The 17,002-nt window shown below is 32.9% G+C and carries 21 protein-coding genes; 15 read left to right on the top strand and 6 right to left on the bottom strand.

Annotated elements, in window-relative coordinates:
- Nucleotides 1–124: 124 nt before the first annotated feature.
- Nucleotides 125–688 (bottom strand): DNA-3-methyladenine glycosylase I, encoded by a 564-nt coding sequence (locus tag JBL43_RS04335; RefSeq protein ID WP_198840248.1) that lies wholly within the window; start codon nt 686–688, stop codon nt 125–127.
- Between the two features lie 129 nt (nt 689–817).
- On the opposite strand from JBL43_RS04335, the gene JBL43_RS04330 reads away from it, so the two are divergent.
- From JBL43_RS04330 to JBL43_RS04270, 13 genes are all read left to right on the top strand, one after another.
- Nucleotides 818–1,927, top strand: coding sequence for an NAD(P)/FAD-dependent oxidoreductase (locus JBL43_RS04330; protein ID WP_198840247.1), 1,110 nt, complete (start codon nt 818–820; stop codon nt 1,925–1,927).
- Between the two features lie 10 nt (nt 1,928–1,937).
- Nucleotides 1,938–2,465 carry a YceI family protein gene (locus JBL43_RS04325; protein WP_198840246.1) on the top strand — a complete coding sequence of 176 codons (528 nt, stop codon included), beginning with the start codon at nt 1,938–1,940 and terminating at the stop codon, nt 2,463–2,465.
- 2 nt (nt 2,466–2,467) lie between these two features.
- Nucleotides 2,468–3,595, top strand: a complete 1,128-nt coding sequence (locus JBL43_RS04320) for an NAD(P)/FAD-dependent oxidoreductase (RefSeq protein ID WP_198840245.1) — start codon at nt 2,468–2,470, stop codon at nt 3,593–3,595.
- Nucleotides 3,592–4,305 carry a methyltransferase domain-containing protein gene (locus JBL43_RS04315; RefSeq protein WP_198840244.1) on the top strand — a complete coding sequence of 238 codons (714 nt, stop codon included), beginning with the start codon at nt 3,592–3,594 and terminating at the stop codon, nt 4,303–4,305. Before JBL43_RS04320 ends, JBL43_RS04315 begins: the two co-directional genes overlap by 4 nt.
- Entirely contained in the window at nt 4,302–5,354 is a 1,053-nt protein-coding gene (locus JBL43_RS04310) for a type III polyketide synthase (protein ID WP_198840243.1), read from the top strand. The genes JBL43_RS04315 and JBL43_RS04310 overlap by 4 nt, the downstream gene beginning before the upstream one ends.
- Nucleotides 5,348–6,142: an enoyl-ACP reductase FabI gene (locus JBL43_RS04305; protein WP_198840242.1), complete on the top strand. Its 795-nt coding sequence runs from the start codon at nt 5,348–5,350 to the stop codon at nt 6,140–6,142. The genes JBL43_RS04310 and JBL43_RS04305 overlap by 7 nt, the downstream gene beginning before the upstream one ends.
- Before the next feature lie 232 nt (nt 6,143–6,374).
- The gene (locus JBL43_RS04300) at nt 6,375–6,680 is read left to right on the top strand and encodes a hypothetical protein (RefSeq protein WP_198840241.1); all 306 of its coding nucleotides are present in this window, start codon (nt 6,375–6,377) and stop codon (nt 6,678–6,680) included.
- Between the two features lie 17 nt (nt 6,681–6,697).
- Nucleotides 6,698–7,207, top strand: a complete 510-nt coding sequence (locus JBL43_RS04295) for a MepB family protein (RefSeq protein WP_198840240.1) — start codon at nt 6,698–6,700, stop codon at nt 7,205–7,207.
- 3 nt (nt 7,208–7,210) lie between these two features.
- Nucleotides 7,211–7,645 (top strand): 3-hydroxyacyl-ACP dehydratase FabZ family protein, encoded by a 435-nt coding sequence (locus tag JBL43_RS04290; RefSeq protein ID WP_198840239.1) that lies wholly within the window; start codon nt 7,211–7,213, stop codon nt 7,643–7,645.
- A complete protein-coding gene (locus JBL43_RS04285; protein ID WP_198840238.1) occupies nt 7,642–8,913 on the top strand; it encodes a beta-ketoacyl-[acyl-carrier-protein] synthase family protein in 1,272 nt (423 codons plus the stop codon). The genes JBL43_RS04290 and JBL43_RS04285 overlap by 4 nt, the downstream gene beginning before the upstream one ends.
- Nucleotides 8,914–8,929: 16 nt before the next feature.
- Nucleotides 8,930–9,184, top strand: a complete 255-nt coding sequence (locus JBL43_RS04280) for an acyl carrier protein (RefSeq protein ID WP_198840237.1) — start codon at nt 8,930–8,932, stop codon at nt 9,182–9,184.
- Nucleotides 9,181–9,792 (top strand): 4'-phosphopantetheinyl transferase family protein, encoded by a 612-nt coding sequence (locus JBL43_RS04275; protein WP_198840236.1) that lies wholly within the window; start codon nt 9,181–9,183, stop codon nt 9,790–9,792. Before JBL43_RS04280 ends, JBL43_RS04275 begins: the two co-directional genes overlap by 4 nt.
- Nucleotides 9,793–9,794: 2 nt before the next feature.
- On the top strand, nt 9,795–10,238 hold the full coding sequence (locus JBL43_RS04270) for a GreA/GreB family elongation factor (RefSeq protein WP_198840235.1): 444 nt from the start codon (nt 9,795–9,797) through the stop codon (nt 10,236–10,238).
- 100 nt (nt 10,239–10,338) lie between these two features.
- Here JBL43_RS04270 and JBL43_RS04265 read toward each other — a convergent pair whose 3' ends face one another.
- The 5 genes from JBL43_RS04265 to JBL43_RS04245 all read right to left on the bottom strand — a co-directional run bounded on the left by JBL43_RS04265 (nt 10,339) and on the right by JBL43_RS04245 (nt 15,194).
- A complete protein-coding gene (locus tag JBL43_RS04265; protein ID WP_198840234.1) occupies nt 10,339–10,812 on the bottom strand; it encodes a hypothetical protein in 474 nt (157 codons plus the stop codon).
- A 175-nt stretch (nt 10,813–10,987) separates the two neighbouring features.
- Complete coding sequence (locus JBL43_RS04260) at nt 10,988–11,953, bottom strand: ABC transporter ATP-binding protein (protein ID WP_198840233.1); 966 nt, start codon at nt 11,951–11,953, stop codon at nt 10,988–10,990.
- Between the two features lie 157 nt (nt 11,954–12,110).
- The gene (locus JBL43_RS04255; RefSeq protein ID WP_198840232.1) at nt 12,111–12,578 is read right to left on the bottom strand and encodes a hypothetical protein; all 468 of its coding nucleotides are present in this window, start codon (nt 12,576–12,578) and stop codon (nt 12,111–12,113) included.
- Between the two features lies 1 nt (nt 12,579).
- A complete protein-coding gene (locus JBL43_RS04250; protein ID WP_198840231.1) occupies nt 12,580–14,727 on the bottom strand; it encodes a prolyl oligopeptidase family serine peptidase in 2,148 nt (715 codons plus the stop codon).
- Nucleotides 14,728–14,816: 89 nt separating this feature from the next.
- Nucleotides 14,817–15,194 carry a DoxX family membrane protein gene (locus JBL43_RS04245; RefSeq protein WP_198840230.1) on the bottom strand — a complete coding sequence of 126 codons (378 nt, stop codon included), beginning with the start codon at nt 15,192–15,194 and terminating at the stop codon, nt 14,817–14,819.
- Nucleotides 15,195–15,457: 263 nt separating this feature from the next.
- Here JBL43_RS04245 and trxA point away from each other — a divergent pair, with 263 nt between their 5' ends.
- Both trxA and JBL43_RS04235 read left to right on the top strand, forming a co-directional pair.
- Complete coding sequence (trxA, locus tag JBL43_RS04240; RefSeq protein ID WP_117882225.1) at nt 15,458–15,817, top strand: thioredoxin; 360 nt, start codon at nt 15,458–15,460, stop codon at nt 15,815–15,817.
- Nucleotides 15,818–16,021: 204 nt separating this feature from the next.
- Complete coding sequence (locus JBL43_RS04235; RefSeq protein ID WP_198840229.1) at nt 16,022–16,996, top strand: hypothetical protein; 975 nt, start codon at nt 16,022–16,024, stop codon at nt 16,994–16,996.
- Nucleotides 16,997–17,002 lie beyond the last annotated feature (6 nt).

The following is a 17,002-nucleotide window of genomic DNA, read 5'->3' as shown; positions in this document are numbered from 1 at the left end:
CTATTCTCTATTCTCTATTCTCTATTCTCTATTCTCTATTCTCTATTCTCTATTCTCTATTCTCTATTCTCTATTCTCTATTCTCTATTCTCTATTCTCTATTCTCTATTCTCTATTCTCTAAACTATACTTCGTTATATCTAAAACAATCTGCAACATGATCGTTCACCATACCTGTGGCTTGCATGTTTGCATAGATAACGGTGCTGCCAACAAATTTGAATCCGCGTTTTTTTAGATCTTTAGATAGTTTATCAGATAATTCTGTTGTTGCAGGGACATCAGACATACTTTTGTGTTTGTTTTTTATGGGTTTCCCATTGGTAAATTCCCAAATATAATCTGAAAAAGAACCGAACTCTTTCTGAATTTCCATATAGGCTTGTGCATTAGCAATGGTGGCTCTTATTTTTAATTTGTTTCTAATAATTCCAGCATCTTGAAGTAAAGATTCATATTTATCTTCACCATAGTTGGCTATTTTTTTATAATCAAAATTGTCAAATGCTACTCTGAAATTTTCTCGCTTTTTAAGAATTGTGATCCAACTCAATCCCGCTTGAAAAGTTTCCAATACTAGAAATTCAAATAATTTTGCATCATCATAAACGGGGACACCCCATTCTTCATCATGGTATGCCATATATAAGGGGTCATTGCCGCACCAAGCACATCTGTTTTTATCCATTTAATCTAAAATTTTTACTAAAATAGAAATTTTAATTGGTAATGCTCCGTTGGTTCCACCCCTTTTTTCAAGGGGAGTTGCCGAAGGCGGAGGGGGTTGGAATTCTAATAATTACCTTATCTTTAAAAAATGAACTTAAGTTATTGGGAAATAAAATCATGGTTTACAAATATTGATTTTACCATTGTAGGTAGTGGTATTGTCGGTTTAAGTACGGCCTTGTTTTTGAATGAAAAATATCCAAAAGCAACTATTCTTATTTTGGAAAGGGGCATGTTGCCTTATGGGGCAAGTACGAAAAATGCGGGCTTTACTTGTTTTGGAAGTTTGTCTGAAATTATTGACGATTTAAAATCGCATACAGAACAAGAAGTTTATGATTTGGTTCAAAAACGATGGGAAGGATTAAACTTACTGAGAAAAATAGTGGGTGATAAAGCACTCGATTATCAGCAATTAGGGGGATATGAATTATTTAATGATAATAATGTCTTTGATGAATGTTATTCAAATAAAGATAAAGTAAATGGTCTTTTGCAGGATATTTTTAAAAAAGCGGTTTTTTCCTTTAATGATGATGCGTTTCATTTTTTAAAAGTAAATAAAAAGCTTGCTTTCAATCCGTTTGAGGGGCAAATTGATACGGGTAAGATGATGTCAGAACTACTTCGGAAAATTCAAATGAAGGGAATTAAAATACTGAATAGTTGCAACGTTGAAAGTTACATAGAAGCAGCAAATTGTGTTACCGTAAAAACAAATATTGGAGAGTTTTCGACTCATAAATTATTGATTGCTACAAACGGTTTTGCCAACCAATTGCTAAACTTAGAAGTTAAGCCCGCAAGAGCACAAGTGCTAATTACCAAACCGATTAAAGATTTATCTATTAGAGGTACTTTTCACCTGGATAAGGGCTATTTTTACTTTAGAAACATTAATAATAGAATTTTACTTGGTGGAGGAAGAAACTTAGACTTTAAAACTGAAGAAACCACCACGTTCGGACAAACTGAAATGATACAGAATAAGCTGGAAGAAATTTTATCGACTATAATTTTACCTAATAAAAAAGTAGAAATTGATCACAGATGGAGTGGAATTATGGGGGTTGGAAATCAGAAAAAAACAATAGTAAAACCAATTAGTAATCATGTGGTTTGCGGTGTTCGACTCGGCGGAATGGGTATTGCTATCGGTTTTTTGGTAGGTAAGGAATTAGCATCACTAATGGAATAAATTATGAATTATGAAACTTAAATTAATTATTGTTTTTTGTTTGTCAGTGTTTAGTATATCATCACAAGAACTAACTCAAAATTCAGCTTCGGTAGATTTTAAGATAAAAAACATGGGGTTTAATGTTGATGGATTTTTTAGTGATGTGAAAATTGCGACTAATTTTAAATCAAATGATTTAGAAAATAGTTATATCAAAGGAACAATTAATGTGACTTCAATAGATACAGATATAATAAAAAGAGATAAACACCTGCTCACAGCGGATTATTTTGAAGCTGAAAATTTTCCTTTCATAAAGTTAAGTTCAAAAAAAATAGAAAAAAACGCATCTAATAAATATCTATTAACTGCAAGTTTAACGATTAGGAAAACAACAAAAATAATTGTAGTTCCATTAGAAATAACGGAATCAGCAAATTCCATTGCTATAAAATCAAATTTTTCCATAAACCGATTAGATTATGGTGTTGGAACGAGCAGTTGGGTACTATCAGATACCGTTAAAATTCAAGTAGATTACACGGGTAAAAAATAGGTATGGGTCACAAAAAAGAGGTAATCATTGTTGGTGGAGGATTGGCGGGGTTGGTTAGTGCCATACACCTTTCAAAGCAGGGAGTTCATGTAACAGTCATTGAAAAAAATGAGTATCCTAAACATAAAGTCTGTGGTGAGTACATATCAAATGAGGTCTTGCCTTATTTGAGTTTTTTGGAAGTTAATCCACATGAGTATGGAGCTAAGAAAATTACAAAGTTTGCAATTAGCACCGTAGATAGTAAATTAATAGAAACTAGATTACCGTTAGGTGGCTTCGGAATTAGTAGATATACCTTGGATCAGTTGTTGGCAGAAAAAGCTATTGAAAATGGCGTAACAATTAGTAAAGATGCTGTTGTTGATATTTCCTTTCAAAACGATGAATTCTCTGTTTTCACAAAGACTCAAAAGAAATATATTTCTAAAGTGGTTATCGGTGCTTATGGGAAACGCTCAGCTATTGATGTGCAATTAAAAAGAGATTTTATAAAAAATGATTCGCCTTATTTGGCGGTAAAAACACATGTAAAAGGTGATTTCCCAGACGATTTGGTAGCACTTCACAATTTTAAAGGAGGGTATTGCGGTGTGTCAAAAGTAGAAAATGATCACGTTAATTTGTGTTATATTACGAATTATAAAGCCTTTAAAAAGTATAAAAACATTGATGATTTTCAACAAAAAGTACTTAATAAAAATACACACTTGAAGGAGATTTTTGAAAATTCTATTTCCGTTTTTGAAAAGCCTTTAACAATAAGTCAAGTTTCATTTTCATCAAAAAATCCAGTTGATAACCATATCATTATGTGTGGTGATACAGCGGGTATGATTCACCCATTGTGCGGAAATGGTATGAGTATGGCTATTCATGGAGCTAAGGTCGCATCTGAATTGATCATTGATTTTTTGGATAATAAAATGTCTAGACAAGTATTAGAAAAAAATTATGAAAAAAAATGGAATGAAGAATTTAAGTCACGATTAAAAACGGGGCACTTCATTGCTAAATTATTCAGGATGCAAGCATTTTCTGAATTGATGTTATATGGTCTGCAAAGCTTTCCAAGTTTATTACCTAAAATTATAAAACAAACGCATGGTAAACCCCTTAACGTAGAATGAGCTTTTTTATAAATACAAAATACAGAACTGATGCCATAGAAATTATGGATGATTTTTCTATTGATGGTGCTATTCTTGAAAACACCTTAGATCAGTTAGCCAATATCAACAAATGGTTGGGGGGAAATAGTGTTACGTTAAATGGTTTAAAAAAGGTACTTAAAAAGTATCCAAAACACAAACCACTAACTATAATTGATTTAGGTTGTGGTAATGGTGATATGTTACGAATTGTTGCACGATATCTAAAAAAGAATCATTTTAATTTTAAACTTATTGGCGTCGATGCCAATGCATGTGCAATTGAGTATGCTCAGAAATTATCTGTAGATTATCCTGAAATTATGTATCTTCAACAAGATATTTTTTCTGAAGAATTCAAGTTGTTAAAATATGATTTAGTGTTGGCAACGTTGTTTTTGCATCATTTTAAAAAAGAGCAATTAATAACATTGCTTTCAGATCTGCTAAAAACGGCAAAATTAGGAATTCTTGTAAATGATTTGCACCGTCATAAAATGGCCTATTATTTATTTAAAGGATTGGGTTTGTTTATAAAAAACCATATGGTGAAACAGGATGGACTCACTTCTGTTTTACGTGGGTTTAAAAGAAAAGAGTTGGAGGAAATGTCTAATGAATTGAATGTTAAAAGTGAAATTAGTTGGAAATGGGCTTTTCGTTTTCAGTGGATAATTCAAAATAAATGAGTGTAAAAATAACAGCAGTTGCAAAACAACTACCACAATATACGAGAACTACCAAGGAGATTTTACCATATATAAAAACTTGGTTAACAGGTCAAGAGGAACGTTTTCAAAGAAAAGTAATAAAGTTGTTTGAAAATGCAGGCGTAGATAAACGCTATTCCATTATGGATGCTCATGAAGTTTTTTTAAATTCATCCTTTGAAGAAAAGAATGATATTTATAGCAGAGAGTCTATCAAATTGGCAGAGTCTGCATTGCAAAAATCATTGAATAAAGCGAAATTAAATGCTGAGGATATAGATTTTATAATTACCGTCAGTTGCACGGGCATAATGATTCCTTCTTTAGATGCCTATTTAATTAATCGTTTAAAAATGCGTCAAGATATTGTTCGGTTACCAGTAACCGAAATGGGATGTGCCGCAGGAGTTTCAGGTATTATTTATGCGAAGAACTTTTTAAAAGCGAATCCAAATAAGCGGGCCGCAGTAATTGCAGTTGAATCGCCTACAGCTACTTTTCAGCTAGACGATTATTCTATGGTTAATATTGTGAGTGCTGCTATTTTTGGAGACGGAGCAGCTTCTGTTATCTTATCTTCTTATGAAAATGAAGAAGGTCCAGAAATTTTAGATGATGCCATGTATCATTTTTATGACGCCGAAAAAATGATGGGTTTTAAATTGCGGAATTCAGGTCTGCAAATGATTTTAGATAAGTCGGTGCCGGAAACAATTGCCAATCATTTTCCTGCTATTGTACATCCGTTTTTAGAAAGAAATAAATTAAAGATAGAAGATGTAGATCATCTTATTTTTCACCCTGGAGGAAAAAAAATAGTACAAACCGTTGAAGAGTTATTTGGCACATTAGGTAAAAACATAGATGATACAAAAGATGTATTGAAACAATATGGAAATATGTCTAGTGCAACCGTTTTATATGTATTAGAACGGTTTATGAATAAAAAATTACCAAAAGGCGATATTGGATTAATGTTGAGTTTTGGTCCGGGTTTTTCAGCACAAAGAGTTTTATTAAAATGGTAAAAGAATTTCAACATAACGAATGGGCATTGATTTTAGGAGGTTCTAGTGGCCTAGGCTTAGCAACGGCTAAAAAATTAGCAAAACATGGACTTAATATTATAATTGTCCATAGAAACAGACGTTCAGAAATGCCTCAAATTGAAAAGGAATTTTTGGTAATTCAACAAGAGGGGATAGCGTTACTTTCTTTTAATGAAGATGCTTTTAAACCAGCATCAAGAACTGATATTATTGAAAAGATTATCGATAAATTAGGTGATAAAGGAAAGTTGAAAGTGATGGTACATAGTGTTGCCAAAGGAAATTTAAAACCAATGGTTGCTTATGATAAACCTACCTTAAAAAATGACGATTTTCACTTAACCTTAGATGCGATGGCCTTTAGTTTATTTGATTGGACAAAAGCTCTATTTGATGTTGATTTATTTGCCGAAGATAGTAGAATAATAAGTTTTACCAGTGAAGGGAATTCGAAACCATGGCCAAATTATGCGGCGGTTTCTGCAGCGAAAACGGCTTTAGAAGCCATAACCAGAAATATAGCATTGGAATTCGCTCCATTTGGTATTAAAGCAAATTGTATACAAGCTGGAGTTACAGATACAGCATCATTAAGAGCAATACCAGGAAGTGAAAAGATAAAAGAGCATACCTTATTGCGAAGCCCATTTAAGCGTTTAACTACGCCAGAAGATGTCGCTAACGTAGTATACTTATTATGTAAAGACGAAGCAAGGTGGATTAACGGTTGTATCATTCCGGTAGATGGTGGTGAGCGTTTAAGTTGATGGAGTATTTAAAGGAAAGAACTCTTCGAAGGAGGTGGATGTGTACTATGGATAGCTCTAAATTTTTGAAAATTATTATTATATTACTATTATTATTATAGAAACGTAATAATTCCCCTCCTTTTTTCAAGGAGGGGTGCCCAATTGATAGTTCAAATTTAACAAATAATATTTTGGGCGGGGTGGTTATTTTTAAAGTTTGTCTGATTAATGTTTAATCAAATAAAATAAAATGAAAAGAGTATCAAAGTGTTATTCAATTTTTCTATTTATCATGGTATTAAACACTAGTTGTCATAACTACTATAATGATACAATTAAATGGATGGATTCGTTAGATAGCGGAACTAGCATTCAGACCGTAAAAGAAAATCAACCTGATTATGTAATTGTTGATTGGGCTAATGGAATTGAATCTGAGAATGATGAGGTAAGATATGCTGTTTTGGAAATTAAAGGAAACAATGATATTTTAAATATGTCCCATTATTTGATTTTTATTGAAAATAAGTTTAATGGTAGATTCTCTAGTAAATAAAGATTTAAGTTGAGTTCATGAATAAAAATATAATAAACCAACTTTCTTTAATTCAAGAACTGGTTTCTATGAAATTCGATTTTAGTAACCCTGAATTTGAAGAAGAAAGTAAGGAGTATTGGGCATGCCGATTTACAATTAATGAAAAAATAGTTCTATATAGAAAGGCGAAAATTACACCAACAAAAGTGGGGCAATTTGTTACATTGTGGAAAAGAGTATTTAATGGTCCAATAGCTCCGTTTCATGTTGATGATGATTTTGATTTGGTGATTATTTCGACGGTAAAAGAAAATGAAATAGGACAGTTTGTTTTTCCGAAGTCAGTACTTGTTTCAAAAGGAATAGTGTCTACTAAAGTTAAAGAAGGTAAAAGAGGATTTAGAGTTTATCCACCGTGGGATGAGGCTCTAAACAAGCAAGCCATACGAACACAAAAATGGCAACTGAACTATTTTTTAAAGATAACGGATGGTACAATAGATGTAGCTAAAGCACAGGAGCTTTTTATGCTAAATGAAAACTAAAATATGACTCCAGAAGAAATTATATCGAACTTGCCATACCAGCATCCTTTTTTGTTTGTTGAAGAGCTCGTTGCTGTTTCTGAAAATGGAATTGAAGGGAGCTATACCTTTAAAAGCGACGAATATTTTTATAAAGGTCATTTTAAAGACAACCCGATAACGCCAGGTGTTATTTTAACAGAAGTTATGGCTCAGATTGGTGTAGTTTGTTTAGGAATTCACTTGATGGCTAACAATATTTCTGAAGATAATAGACCTAAAATTGCGTTGACATCTCAGGTTGTTGATTTTTACCTTCCCGTGTATCCTAATGAAAAAGTTACCGTGATATCAGAGAAAGAATATTTTAGATTTAATAAATTGAAATGTAAAGTAAAAATGTTAAATGCTTCTAATGAATTGGTATGTAGAGGCTCTATTTCAGGCATGATAAAATGAAAAAACGTGTTGTTATAACTGGTCTTGGTGTTGTTGCTCCTAATGGAGTAGGTCTTAGTGATTTTACCAATGCCATCAAAAATGGGGTATCTGGAATTAGGTTTCGTCAAGAATTATCCGCCTTGAATTTTTCTTGTTGTATTGGTGGAATTCCTACTATTTCGGAAGAAAAAAAATCAGAATATTTTTCCGAGTTGCAATTGCGAAATTTTAATAGTTCCGGGATTTTATATGGATGCATAGCAGGAATTGATGCTTGGAAAGATGCCGGGTTATCAATGGACGATGAAAATGTGGATTTTGATAGTGGAACCATTTTCGGAACAGGCACTTCGGGAGTAGAAAAATTTAGAGAAGCTATTTACAAACTAGATGATAAACAGGTACGGCGTTTAGGCAGTACAGTGGTTGCTCAAACCATGGCGAGTGGTGTTAGTGCGTATCTTGGTGGTATGTTAGGGCTAGGTAATCAAGTGAGTACCAATTCATCAGCATGTTCAACAGGTACAGAAGCCATTTTGATGGGGTTTGAACGGATAAAAAATGGAAAAGCGAAACGAATGTTAGTTGGCAGTTGTAGTGACCATGGTCCATACCTTTGGGGTGGCTTTGACGCAATGCGTGTTATGACTTATAAGCATAATGATAGTCCGGAACAAGGTTCTCGACCTATGAGTGCAGCAGCTTCAGGTTTTGTGCCAGGTAGTGGGGCAGGAGCTTTGATGTTAGAATCTTTGGAAAGTGCCTTAGAACGGAATGCTATAATATATGGCGAAGTTTTAGGTGGAGCCGTAAATTCTGGCGGACAGCGTAATGGCGGTACAATGACGGCTCCAAATGCAGAGGCAGTCCAACGATGTATTAAAGATGCTATTGACGACGCAAATATAGACGCTAATGACATCGATTTAATTAACGGACATTTAACCGCAACCATTAAAGATCCAGATGAAATTGAGAATTGGGTTACGGCATTAAATAGAGCGGGTACTAATTTTCCATATATCCAATCCACTAAATCGATGATTGGCCATTGTTTAGCAGCAGCGGGAGCTATAGAAAGTGTGGCATCTATAATTCAATTGAAAGAAGGTTTTATTGTCCCAACGATCAATTGTGATGATGTGCATCCTGAAATTGTAAAAATTATTGATGTGGATAAAATTCCAAAGAAATGCATTCAAAAAGAATTAAATTTGATAGCGAAAGCCAGTTTCGGATTTGGAGATGTAAATGCGTGTGTCATTTTTAAGAAATTTGAAATTTAAATTTAACGATAATAAAATGAAAAAAAACGAACTTATAGAATCTTTAAAAAAAATTGTAAAACCTTATATTCAAGATGAAGTTGCTTTTGAAAATTTAAATGAGGATACCGATTTTATAAATGATTTAAAAATTAATTCTGCCAATTTGGTAGATGTTATTTTAGATGTAGAGGATGAATTTGATATAGAAATTGACAATGAAGCCATGGAGAAAATGCTCTCTGTAAAAGCAGCTATGGCAATTATAGAAACTAAATTATCGGAAAAATGATTGGTAATGATGTAGTTGATTTAGATATAGCCAAAAGCCAAAGCAATTGGAAACGAAATGGTTTTTTGGATAAAGTATTCACAAAAAAAGAACAGTTGATTATTAATAATACAGCGGATTCTTTTACTACAGTTTGGTTACTGTGGAGTATGAAAGAAAGTGCTTATAAAATTTATAGTCGTCAACATAATTCACGGTTTTTTGCACCTAAGAAATTTGAATGTGATCTAAATGATATTCAGAATATCGTTTGTGTTAATGGAATGACCTACTATACATCATCAACAATATCAAAAGAAAATATTCATACGTTGGCGACATTAAATAAGGATGAGTCAATTACATCCGGTTTTTTCAAACTTAAAAATGGTACCTATGACATTCAACACAATACAACTTATGAAAATCTAAAATTAGCTGTTGCAAATCAATTTAAGGTTCCAGTAATTAAAGTGAAAATAGAAAAAAATAACAATGGAATTCCATTCGTTAAATATAAAAAAGGCAACTTAAGCCTTTCAGCTTCAATTAAGCAAGGAGCTGTCGAGAGAACATCAATTTCTATTTCACATCATGGGTTGTATGGTGCTTATGCTTTTGTAAATTAAATATGATCAAAAAACAATTATTTGAGGCTTGTCAAAGCTATGTCTTAAAACGTGAAAATACGGTAAAGGAAATCATTTCGTCGAATCAAAAAGCACTACATTCTGAAACCAAAAGTAGTGCCGGTGATAAGCATGAAACGGGTAGAGCTATGTTACAGTTAGAAATGGAAAAGGCTGGGCAACAACTCGCCGTTATCGACCAAATGAAAATGATTTTGGATAGAGTTTTGATAAACGATAATTCAGAGATTGTCAAGCTAGGTAGTTTGGTGCTTACCAATAAACACAATTACTTTTTAGCGATTAGTGCTGGTGAATTTAAAATGGAGAACGAGGCGTATTATGTGGTTTCTGTAGCTTCACCCATTGGAAAATTATTATTGGGTAAAAAAGAAGGAGATGCTTTTGAGTTTAATGGTAATGTGGTAATTGAAAAGGTTATTTAAACGTATCATTTCGTCTGTTCGAGTGCCACACTTTTTGTGTGGTGTATCGAGAACTAATACTTTTGAAAATCAAGATTACTATTGACAATCTTGATTTCAATTACCACTTTGAAATTTCTTTTTCTATAAAATTTATTCTGCTTTTGAGATTGGTCGCAAACTCTTTTGTTGGAGGTACTTCAATGGGGTAGCAATCTTCAGTAGAATTACCTAATTCTACTGCTTCAATCCAATCGTTCATCAAGAAAATGTAGCTTTGTAATACCTCAGGCGGATATTTAGCACTTTCAATATCTATATATGCTGTTGGAATATCCCCATTAACAATCCATATATAATCATCTACTTCAGGTACACTTGATTTAATTTTAAATAAAAAAACACATAAAATATAACCCCATGATATAGCTAGCCAACCATCTTCTATACTATCGCACCAATTATGACTCATTAAATATTCAGTTCCGTTTTCTGCTAATTTATTGGTTTCGATATCCTCTTTACTTTCTGTGGGAAGAGCTTTGATATTTTCTAATTCTTTTAGAAATTCTTCTATATCATTATAATTACTCATATATATTGTTTAAAATAAGCTCCTCCCCTTAATTCAAGGAGAGGTGTCTCGTTAGAATTTTAATAGCTTGTAATAGCGTTTTTGGACGGAGGAGTCTTAACCACCTTGTCTTTATGGTTTGCTATCGCACACATAAATCCACTCTTCCTTAAAAGAAGGAGAATTAAAAAAAATATTATAGTCGTTTATTGATAATACTTTCCTGAATTTCTAAATAAACATTTTCATTTTTAATTAGCTCGTTTTCATGTTCAAAATAAATATTTCGCTCATTAAATTCCGCTTCAATTAAAAAATGATTTCCCTTAAAATAAGATTTTTTTACGACAGCTTTTAATTTTGAATTTTCTGCAAGTTTAAGTTCATGTGTGTAAACTAAAATGATGTCATTTTTATTTGAATCTGTAAGTTCTGAAAGTTTAAACTCATTGAATTCAGCAAAAAAGGATGCTGTAAGTTTATTTTTCGGATTCTTAAATAATCGCTGGGGTGTATCCATCTCAACCTTTTTACCATCATGGATTACCATCATGGTATCTGCATAAGGTAGTACATCTTCTTGGTCGTGGGTGGCTACGATGGCAGTGATGTTATTTTCTTTTAAATGTGCAAACAGGTTTCTTCGTAAACTACGTTTTCTGAAATTATCAATATGACTAAAGGGTTCGTCTAACAGCAAAACTTCTGGTTGATTGGCTAAAGCTTTCGCTAATGCCACACGTTGTTTTTGCCCACCACTTAAAAATCGAACCTTGGTTTTTGCAAAGTCTTCTAATTCTACAACCTTAATCAGTTCATCGGTACGTCGTTTTTTCTCTTTCAAGTAAAAATTAGAAAGGAATTCGCCAATGTTTTTTTCAACAGTAGTGGAGGGCATTAAGTCGAATTCTTGAGTTAAGAACTTCATATAATCAGGTCCTGTAATTAAATTGAATTTAGGACCTAAAATTTCTTTGTCCTTCCAAAAAAGTTGTCCTTTTTCTAAATCATATGCTCCATATAGTATTTTTAGTAAGGTGCTTTTTCCTGAACCACTTTCACCAACTACAGCCAATACGTCACCTTGATTAACGGTAAAGCTAATGTTTTCTAAAACGGTTGTTTTATGGTACCCAAAAGAGATGTTTTTTATTTGAAGCATTGTTAATTATTTGTCATTATCTATTAAAAACTATCATTCCGACGCAGGAGGAATCTCATTAATAGAAGAAGTCATCTAAAAGATTCCTCGTCACTCCTTTGGTCGCTCTGTCGGAATGACAAGTGAAATTTGTCAGAGCTGTCTTTAATACTTAAAATCACTTTGTGGCATTATTTAATTGCACACCTAATATTTTGGAAATATTACTTCCTATTTCCAAGGCTTTGTCTTTATTTTCCGAGGCCAGTAGAGTGATGTGTTTGTTTCTTTGATAAAATAAGTTAAGTTTAAATATTACTTCTGAAACATGAGTGGCATTACCACCACCTGCTCTAAACCTACTTGTTTTTTTAGTTTCAAAGACCGAAACATATTCAATATCAGGGAGCGTTTTCCATTTGCCAAATTTAATTCCATACCAAGAAATTAGTTCTCTATATTTCAAATTATGCAAATCTAATTCAACACCTTCCTGCATTAAGAATTTAGCAGCTATTCCCAAGATAATGAAACCATAAAAGATTCCTCCAGATAAAAGTATAACTATTCCTAGGGCAAGAAAAACCGAGAAGAATATCTTTTTGAAAATTGACATTTCTTCAATGAAAATAAAGTTCTTTTCCAAATTAATCTTTAAAATCGCTTTTTAATTCTGTAATGCCCATATTGTAAAGTGTAAACCCAAAAATATCAGCATATTGCTCAATTGTTTTTGCCACGGGCGTTCCTGCTCCGTGACCAGCATTGGTTTCAATTCTAATCAACGTAGGATTATTACCTGATTGCTTATCTTGTAATTCAGCTGCAAATTTGAAACTATGTGCAGGTACAACTCTATCATCATGATCTCCAGTGGTTACCAATGTTGCAGGGTACTGAACACCTTCTTTTACATTATGTACTGGTGAATATCCTTTTAAATATTCAAACATTTCTTTGCTTTGGTCCGCAGTTCCGTAATCATAGGCCCATCCTGCACCAGCAGTAAAGGTATGATAACGTAACATGTCTAATACACCAACAGCAGGTAAGGCTACTTTCATTAAATCAGGTCGTTGCGTCATTGTTGCCCCAACTAGTAGTCCGCCATTAGAACCACCTCGGATGGCCAAATAGTCTGAAGATGTATATTTTTGAGCAATTAAATATTCTGCGGCTGCGATAAAATCATCAAATACATTTTGCTTTTTCTGTTGTGTTCCGGCGTCGTGCCAAGCTTTTCCATATTCTCCACCACCACGTAAATTAGGTACAGCATACACGCCACCTTGTTCTAGCCAAACCGCATTGGCAATGCTAAAACTTGGGGTAAGGCTAATGTTAAATCCACCATATCCATAAAGAATAGTTGGGTTTTTACCATCTAATTTTAAACCTTTTTTGTGCGTAATAATCATAGGTACTTTTGTTCCATCTTTCGAAGTGTAAAACACTTGTTTAGATTCGAAATTACTACTGTCGTAACCAATAATTTCCGGTTTCTTATAAACTTCATAAGCCCCACTTTTAGGATCTAATTTATAAATAGTACCAGGAGTGATGTAATTGGTAAAAGAAAAATACAATTCTTTAGCCTCTTTTTTACCACCAAAACCACCTGCTGAACCAACTCCAGGTAGTTTCACTTCACGGATTAATTTACCATCCATATCGTATTGCATAACTTTAGAAACCGCATCTACCATGTACGTTGTATAAAAATATCCAGCACCAGTACTTGGACTTAAAACATTCTCCGTTTCAGGAATAAAATCTTTCCAATTTTCAGGGGTAGGGTTTGCTGCATCAACGGTTACAATTTTTTGATTTGGAGCATTTCTATTGGTTACAATATATAATTTGCTCCCAACGTTTTCAATAACGTAAGTGTCACTATCGTAATTGTCTACAACAGTTTTAAGTGTATTCGTTTTGTCTTGTAAGTCTTTGATGAAAAGCTTGTTTCCAGAGGTAGACGTAGAAGCTGAAATAATTAAATATCGATCATCTTCAGTAACGCTACCGCCAACATATCTGTTTTTTTCTGCTGCTGTACCGCCAAAAATAAGTGCATCCTCTTTTTGAGAAGTCCCTAATTTGTGATAAAACAATTTGTGTTGATCTGTTTTTGCAGACAATTCACTTCCTTTAGGTTTGTCATAACTTGAATAATAAAAACCTTCATTTCCTTTCCAAGAAACACCACTAAATTTTACATCAATTAACGTATCCTCTTTAATATCTTTAGTAATGGCGTCTATTAAAATTACTTTACGCCAGTCAGAGCCTCCTTCTGAAATAGAATAGGCAGCCAATTTTCCATTTTTAGAAAAAGATAATCCTGCTAAAGAAGTGGTACCGTCATCTGAAAATGTATTAGGATCTAAAAAGACTTCAGGTTCAGTATCTCCTTTTTGACGATACACTACATATTGATTTTGTAATCCGTCATTTTTATAAAAATAGGTGTAATCACCTTCTTTAAAAGGCGAGCCTACTTTTTCATAATTCCATAATTTTTCTAATCGTTTTTTAAGCTCTTCCCGATAAGGAATTTTATCTAAATAGTCAAAAGTTACTTTGTTTTGAGCTTCTACCCATTGTCCGGTTTCATCAGACATATCATCTTCTAACCATCTGTATGGATCTTTAATATCAGTACCAAAATAATTGGTTACCGTATCTACTTTTTTGGTTTCAGGATAGGACAATGCAGTTTGTTCTTCAATGGTGTTTTCGGTTTTACAAGACATTATTAGTAGGGCAATTAAGATAAAAAATGGATATTTTTTCATGAGATGAAATTTTTATTTGAGTCTAACAAAAATACATAAAAAAAGCATATCCTTAAAGATATGCTTATAACCATTTATTGTTTATTTAACTAGTTAAATAATGTTTTGAATTTGTCCCAATTGGCATAAATAAGGATGGCATTTATAACAAGTACCACTAATGCCGGAGCCGTACTACCCGGTTCAAGAACAAGGTGAAATAAAACCATATTTACAGCCACAGGAGCTAATAAAATCAATGCAAAAGGCACCCATTTTTTTAAGAGTAGTAAAAGACCAACGATAACTTCAACACCACCAATAAGTGGAAACATATAGCCACTTTTGCCTAGGGCTCCCATAAAATTCATGGCTCCTTCAGACATTTCTGTTGGAGCTGGCATAAAGGGATAAAATTTATTAGCACCGAAAATGATAAGAATTAATCCTAATAGTATTCTTAATACGAGTGTTACTTTTGAATTCATAATAAACTATTTTAGTAGGTTAGCTGGTTTAGACGATAAAACTTAAAAATACTAACAATTGTAACTTAAGTTGCAGTGTTTTAATCTAAAATATGTCAATTTGTCTTATTAAAATAACGGAATAGTTATTGTGTTTAATAGTACATAACAGAAATGAGTTAATGATCCCGCTGAAAGAGTAGGATTAGTTCAACTTTCGATGTTGAGTTCTTCTGCAAAAAGTCAGAATTCTCAAAAATCGAGTTTCATTAAAAAGAGAAAATATGACAGAATTATTAACGAAAGAGACTTTTCTAGAAAAAGTTTTTAATTTCGAAAAAAACAAAGAATGGACGTTTGAGGGTGATGTGCCTTGTATTATAGATTTTTATGCAGATTGGTGTGGACCGTGTAAAGCGATTGCTCCTGTGTTGGAAGCATTGAGTGAAGAATACGGAGGTAAAATAAATATTTATAAGGTAGATACTGAAAAAGAACAAGAACTTTCTGCTGCTTTTGCAATAAGAAGTATTCCATCGATGCTATTTTGTCCAGCAGAAGGCCAACCACAAATGGCACAAGGAGCTTTACCTAAAGAGCAATTAGAGAAAATTATTGAGGATGTGTTAAAGGTAACAAAGTAGTATTTATTGCTTAATTATTGATATAGAAAAAATAAAACCTGCTTATTTAAAATTTAAGCGGGTTTTTTGTTTAAAATAGTACTGAAATAAGTGCGTGTTTTAGCTATTTTTTATAAGTATAATATCTGTGTGTATTGAGCAAAGTAAATAATGGTTTATAACTATATTTGCAAAATAAAATCAATCTTAATTTTTCGAATATCTATGTCCCAATCACTTTTTAACCCTTTTAAAGATTTAATTTTTGACGAACATTTTTGCTTCCTTTCTGGAGACTTGACAAATGAAAATATTACCGTTTTTCCAGAATGGCTGATGGATCATTTTAAATTTGGAGATGAAAGAATTGAGATGATGGATAAAAGTAAGGCGTATACCTATGCAGATCTTAAATTACCATGTTCAGCAGACGTAAAAAAAGCTTTTGAGGAGCTGGATGTAAAAGTTCAGGCTGCATTTAAAAAAGGTTTTGAAGGAATGGAGGAACTCGATCAAGAGTTGCTTTTTCAATGGACGGGTAGAATGGTTTATGGTCTGTTATACTACGAAATGGTGTATGAAAGAGATAGACTGCTAAAGAAAGGTGAAGACTTTAAACTTTCACAGACCCTTAGAAAACGCTTTGGTTACTTCCATTTAATGCTACAATCTTTAATAGAACCAATTTCTTTTAAAGGGAAAAAACCTTGGAGTATAGCTGTGTTTCCACTTAAATATTCTTCTGATATTTTTAGCTATCGCGACGATGCTATAAATTTAATGTTCTCGTTTGGTGTCAATGGTTTTGGTTTTGTTGCATGTTTACAAGATAACGGAGTAATTGGTGAGAAACAGAAAGAGTTACTAGATAAAATTGAAGGTCACGTTTTACATCCCGTTCAGTTTGAAGAGTTGTATGCAAGGTTTCATTATTCAGATTATATTTTACAGTACAAACCAGAATATAATATTGAGAGCCAAGACAGTGGAATTATTATAGAAGTTAAAACCGCTGATAAGCCTCCAGTTTTCGGTCTTTGGGATGAGGATATATTTGCCCAATTACTCTCTAATTATTGGCAAGTTTACGGTATTGAAAAAGAGGATATTCTTCAATTTCAAAAGCCACGACTTAGTTTTCTTGAAAATCCTTATACCAAAGATTTTATTGATCCAGAATCTATTAAGTTACCCTTTTAATACCTT

It is taken from the genome of Aureibaculum flavum, from assembly GCF_016406085.1.
Classification (GTDB): domain Bacteria; phylum Bacteroidota; class Bacteroidia; order Flavobacteriales; family Flavobacteriaceae; genus Aureibaculum; species Aureibaculum flavum.
This window is presented reverse-complemented; position numbering and strand designations above follow the sequence as displayed.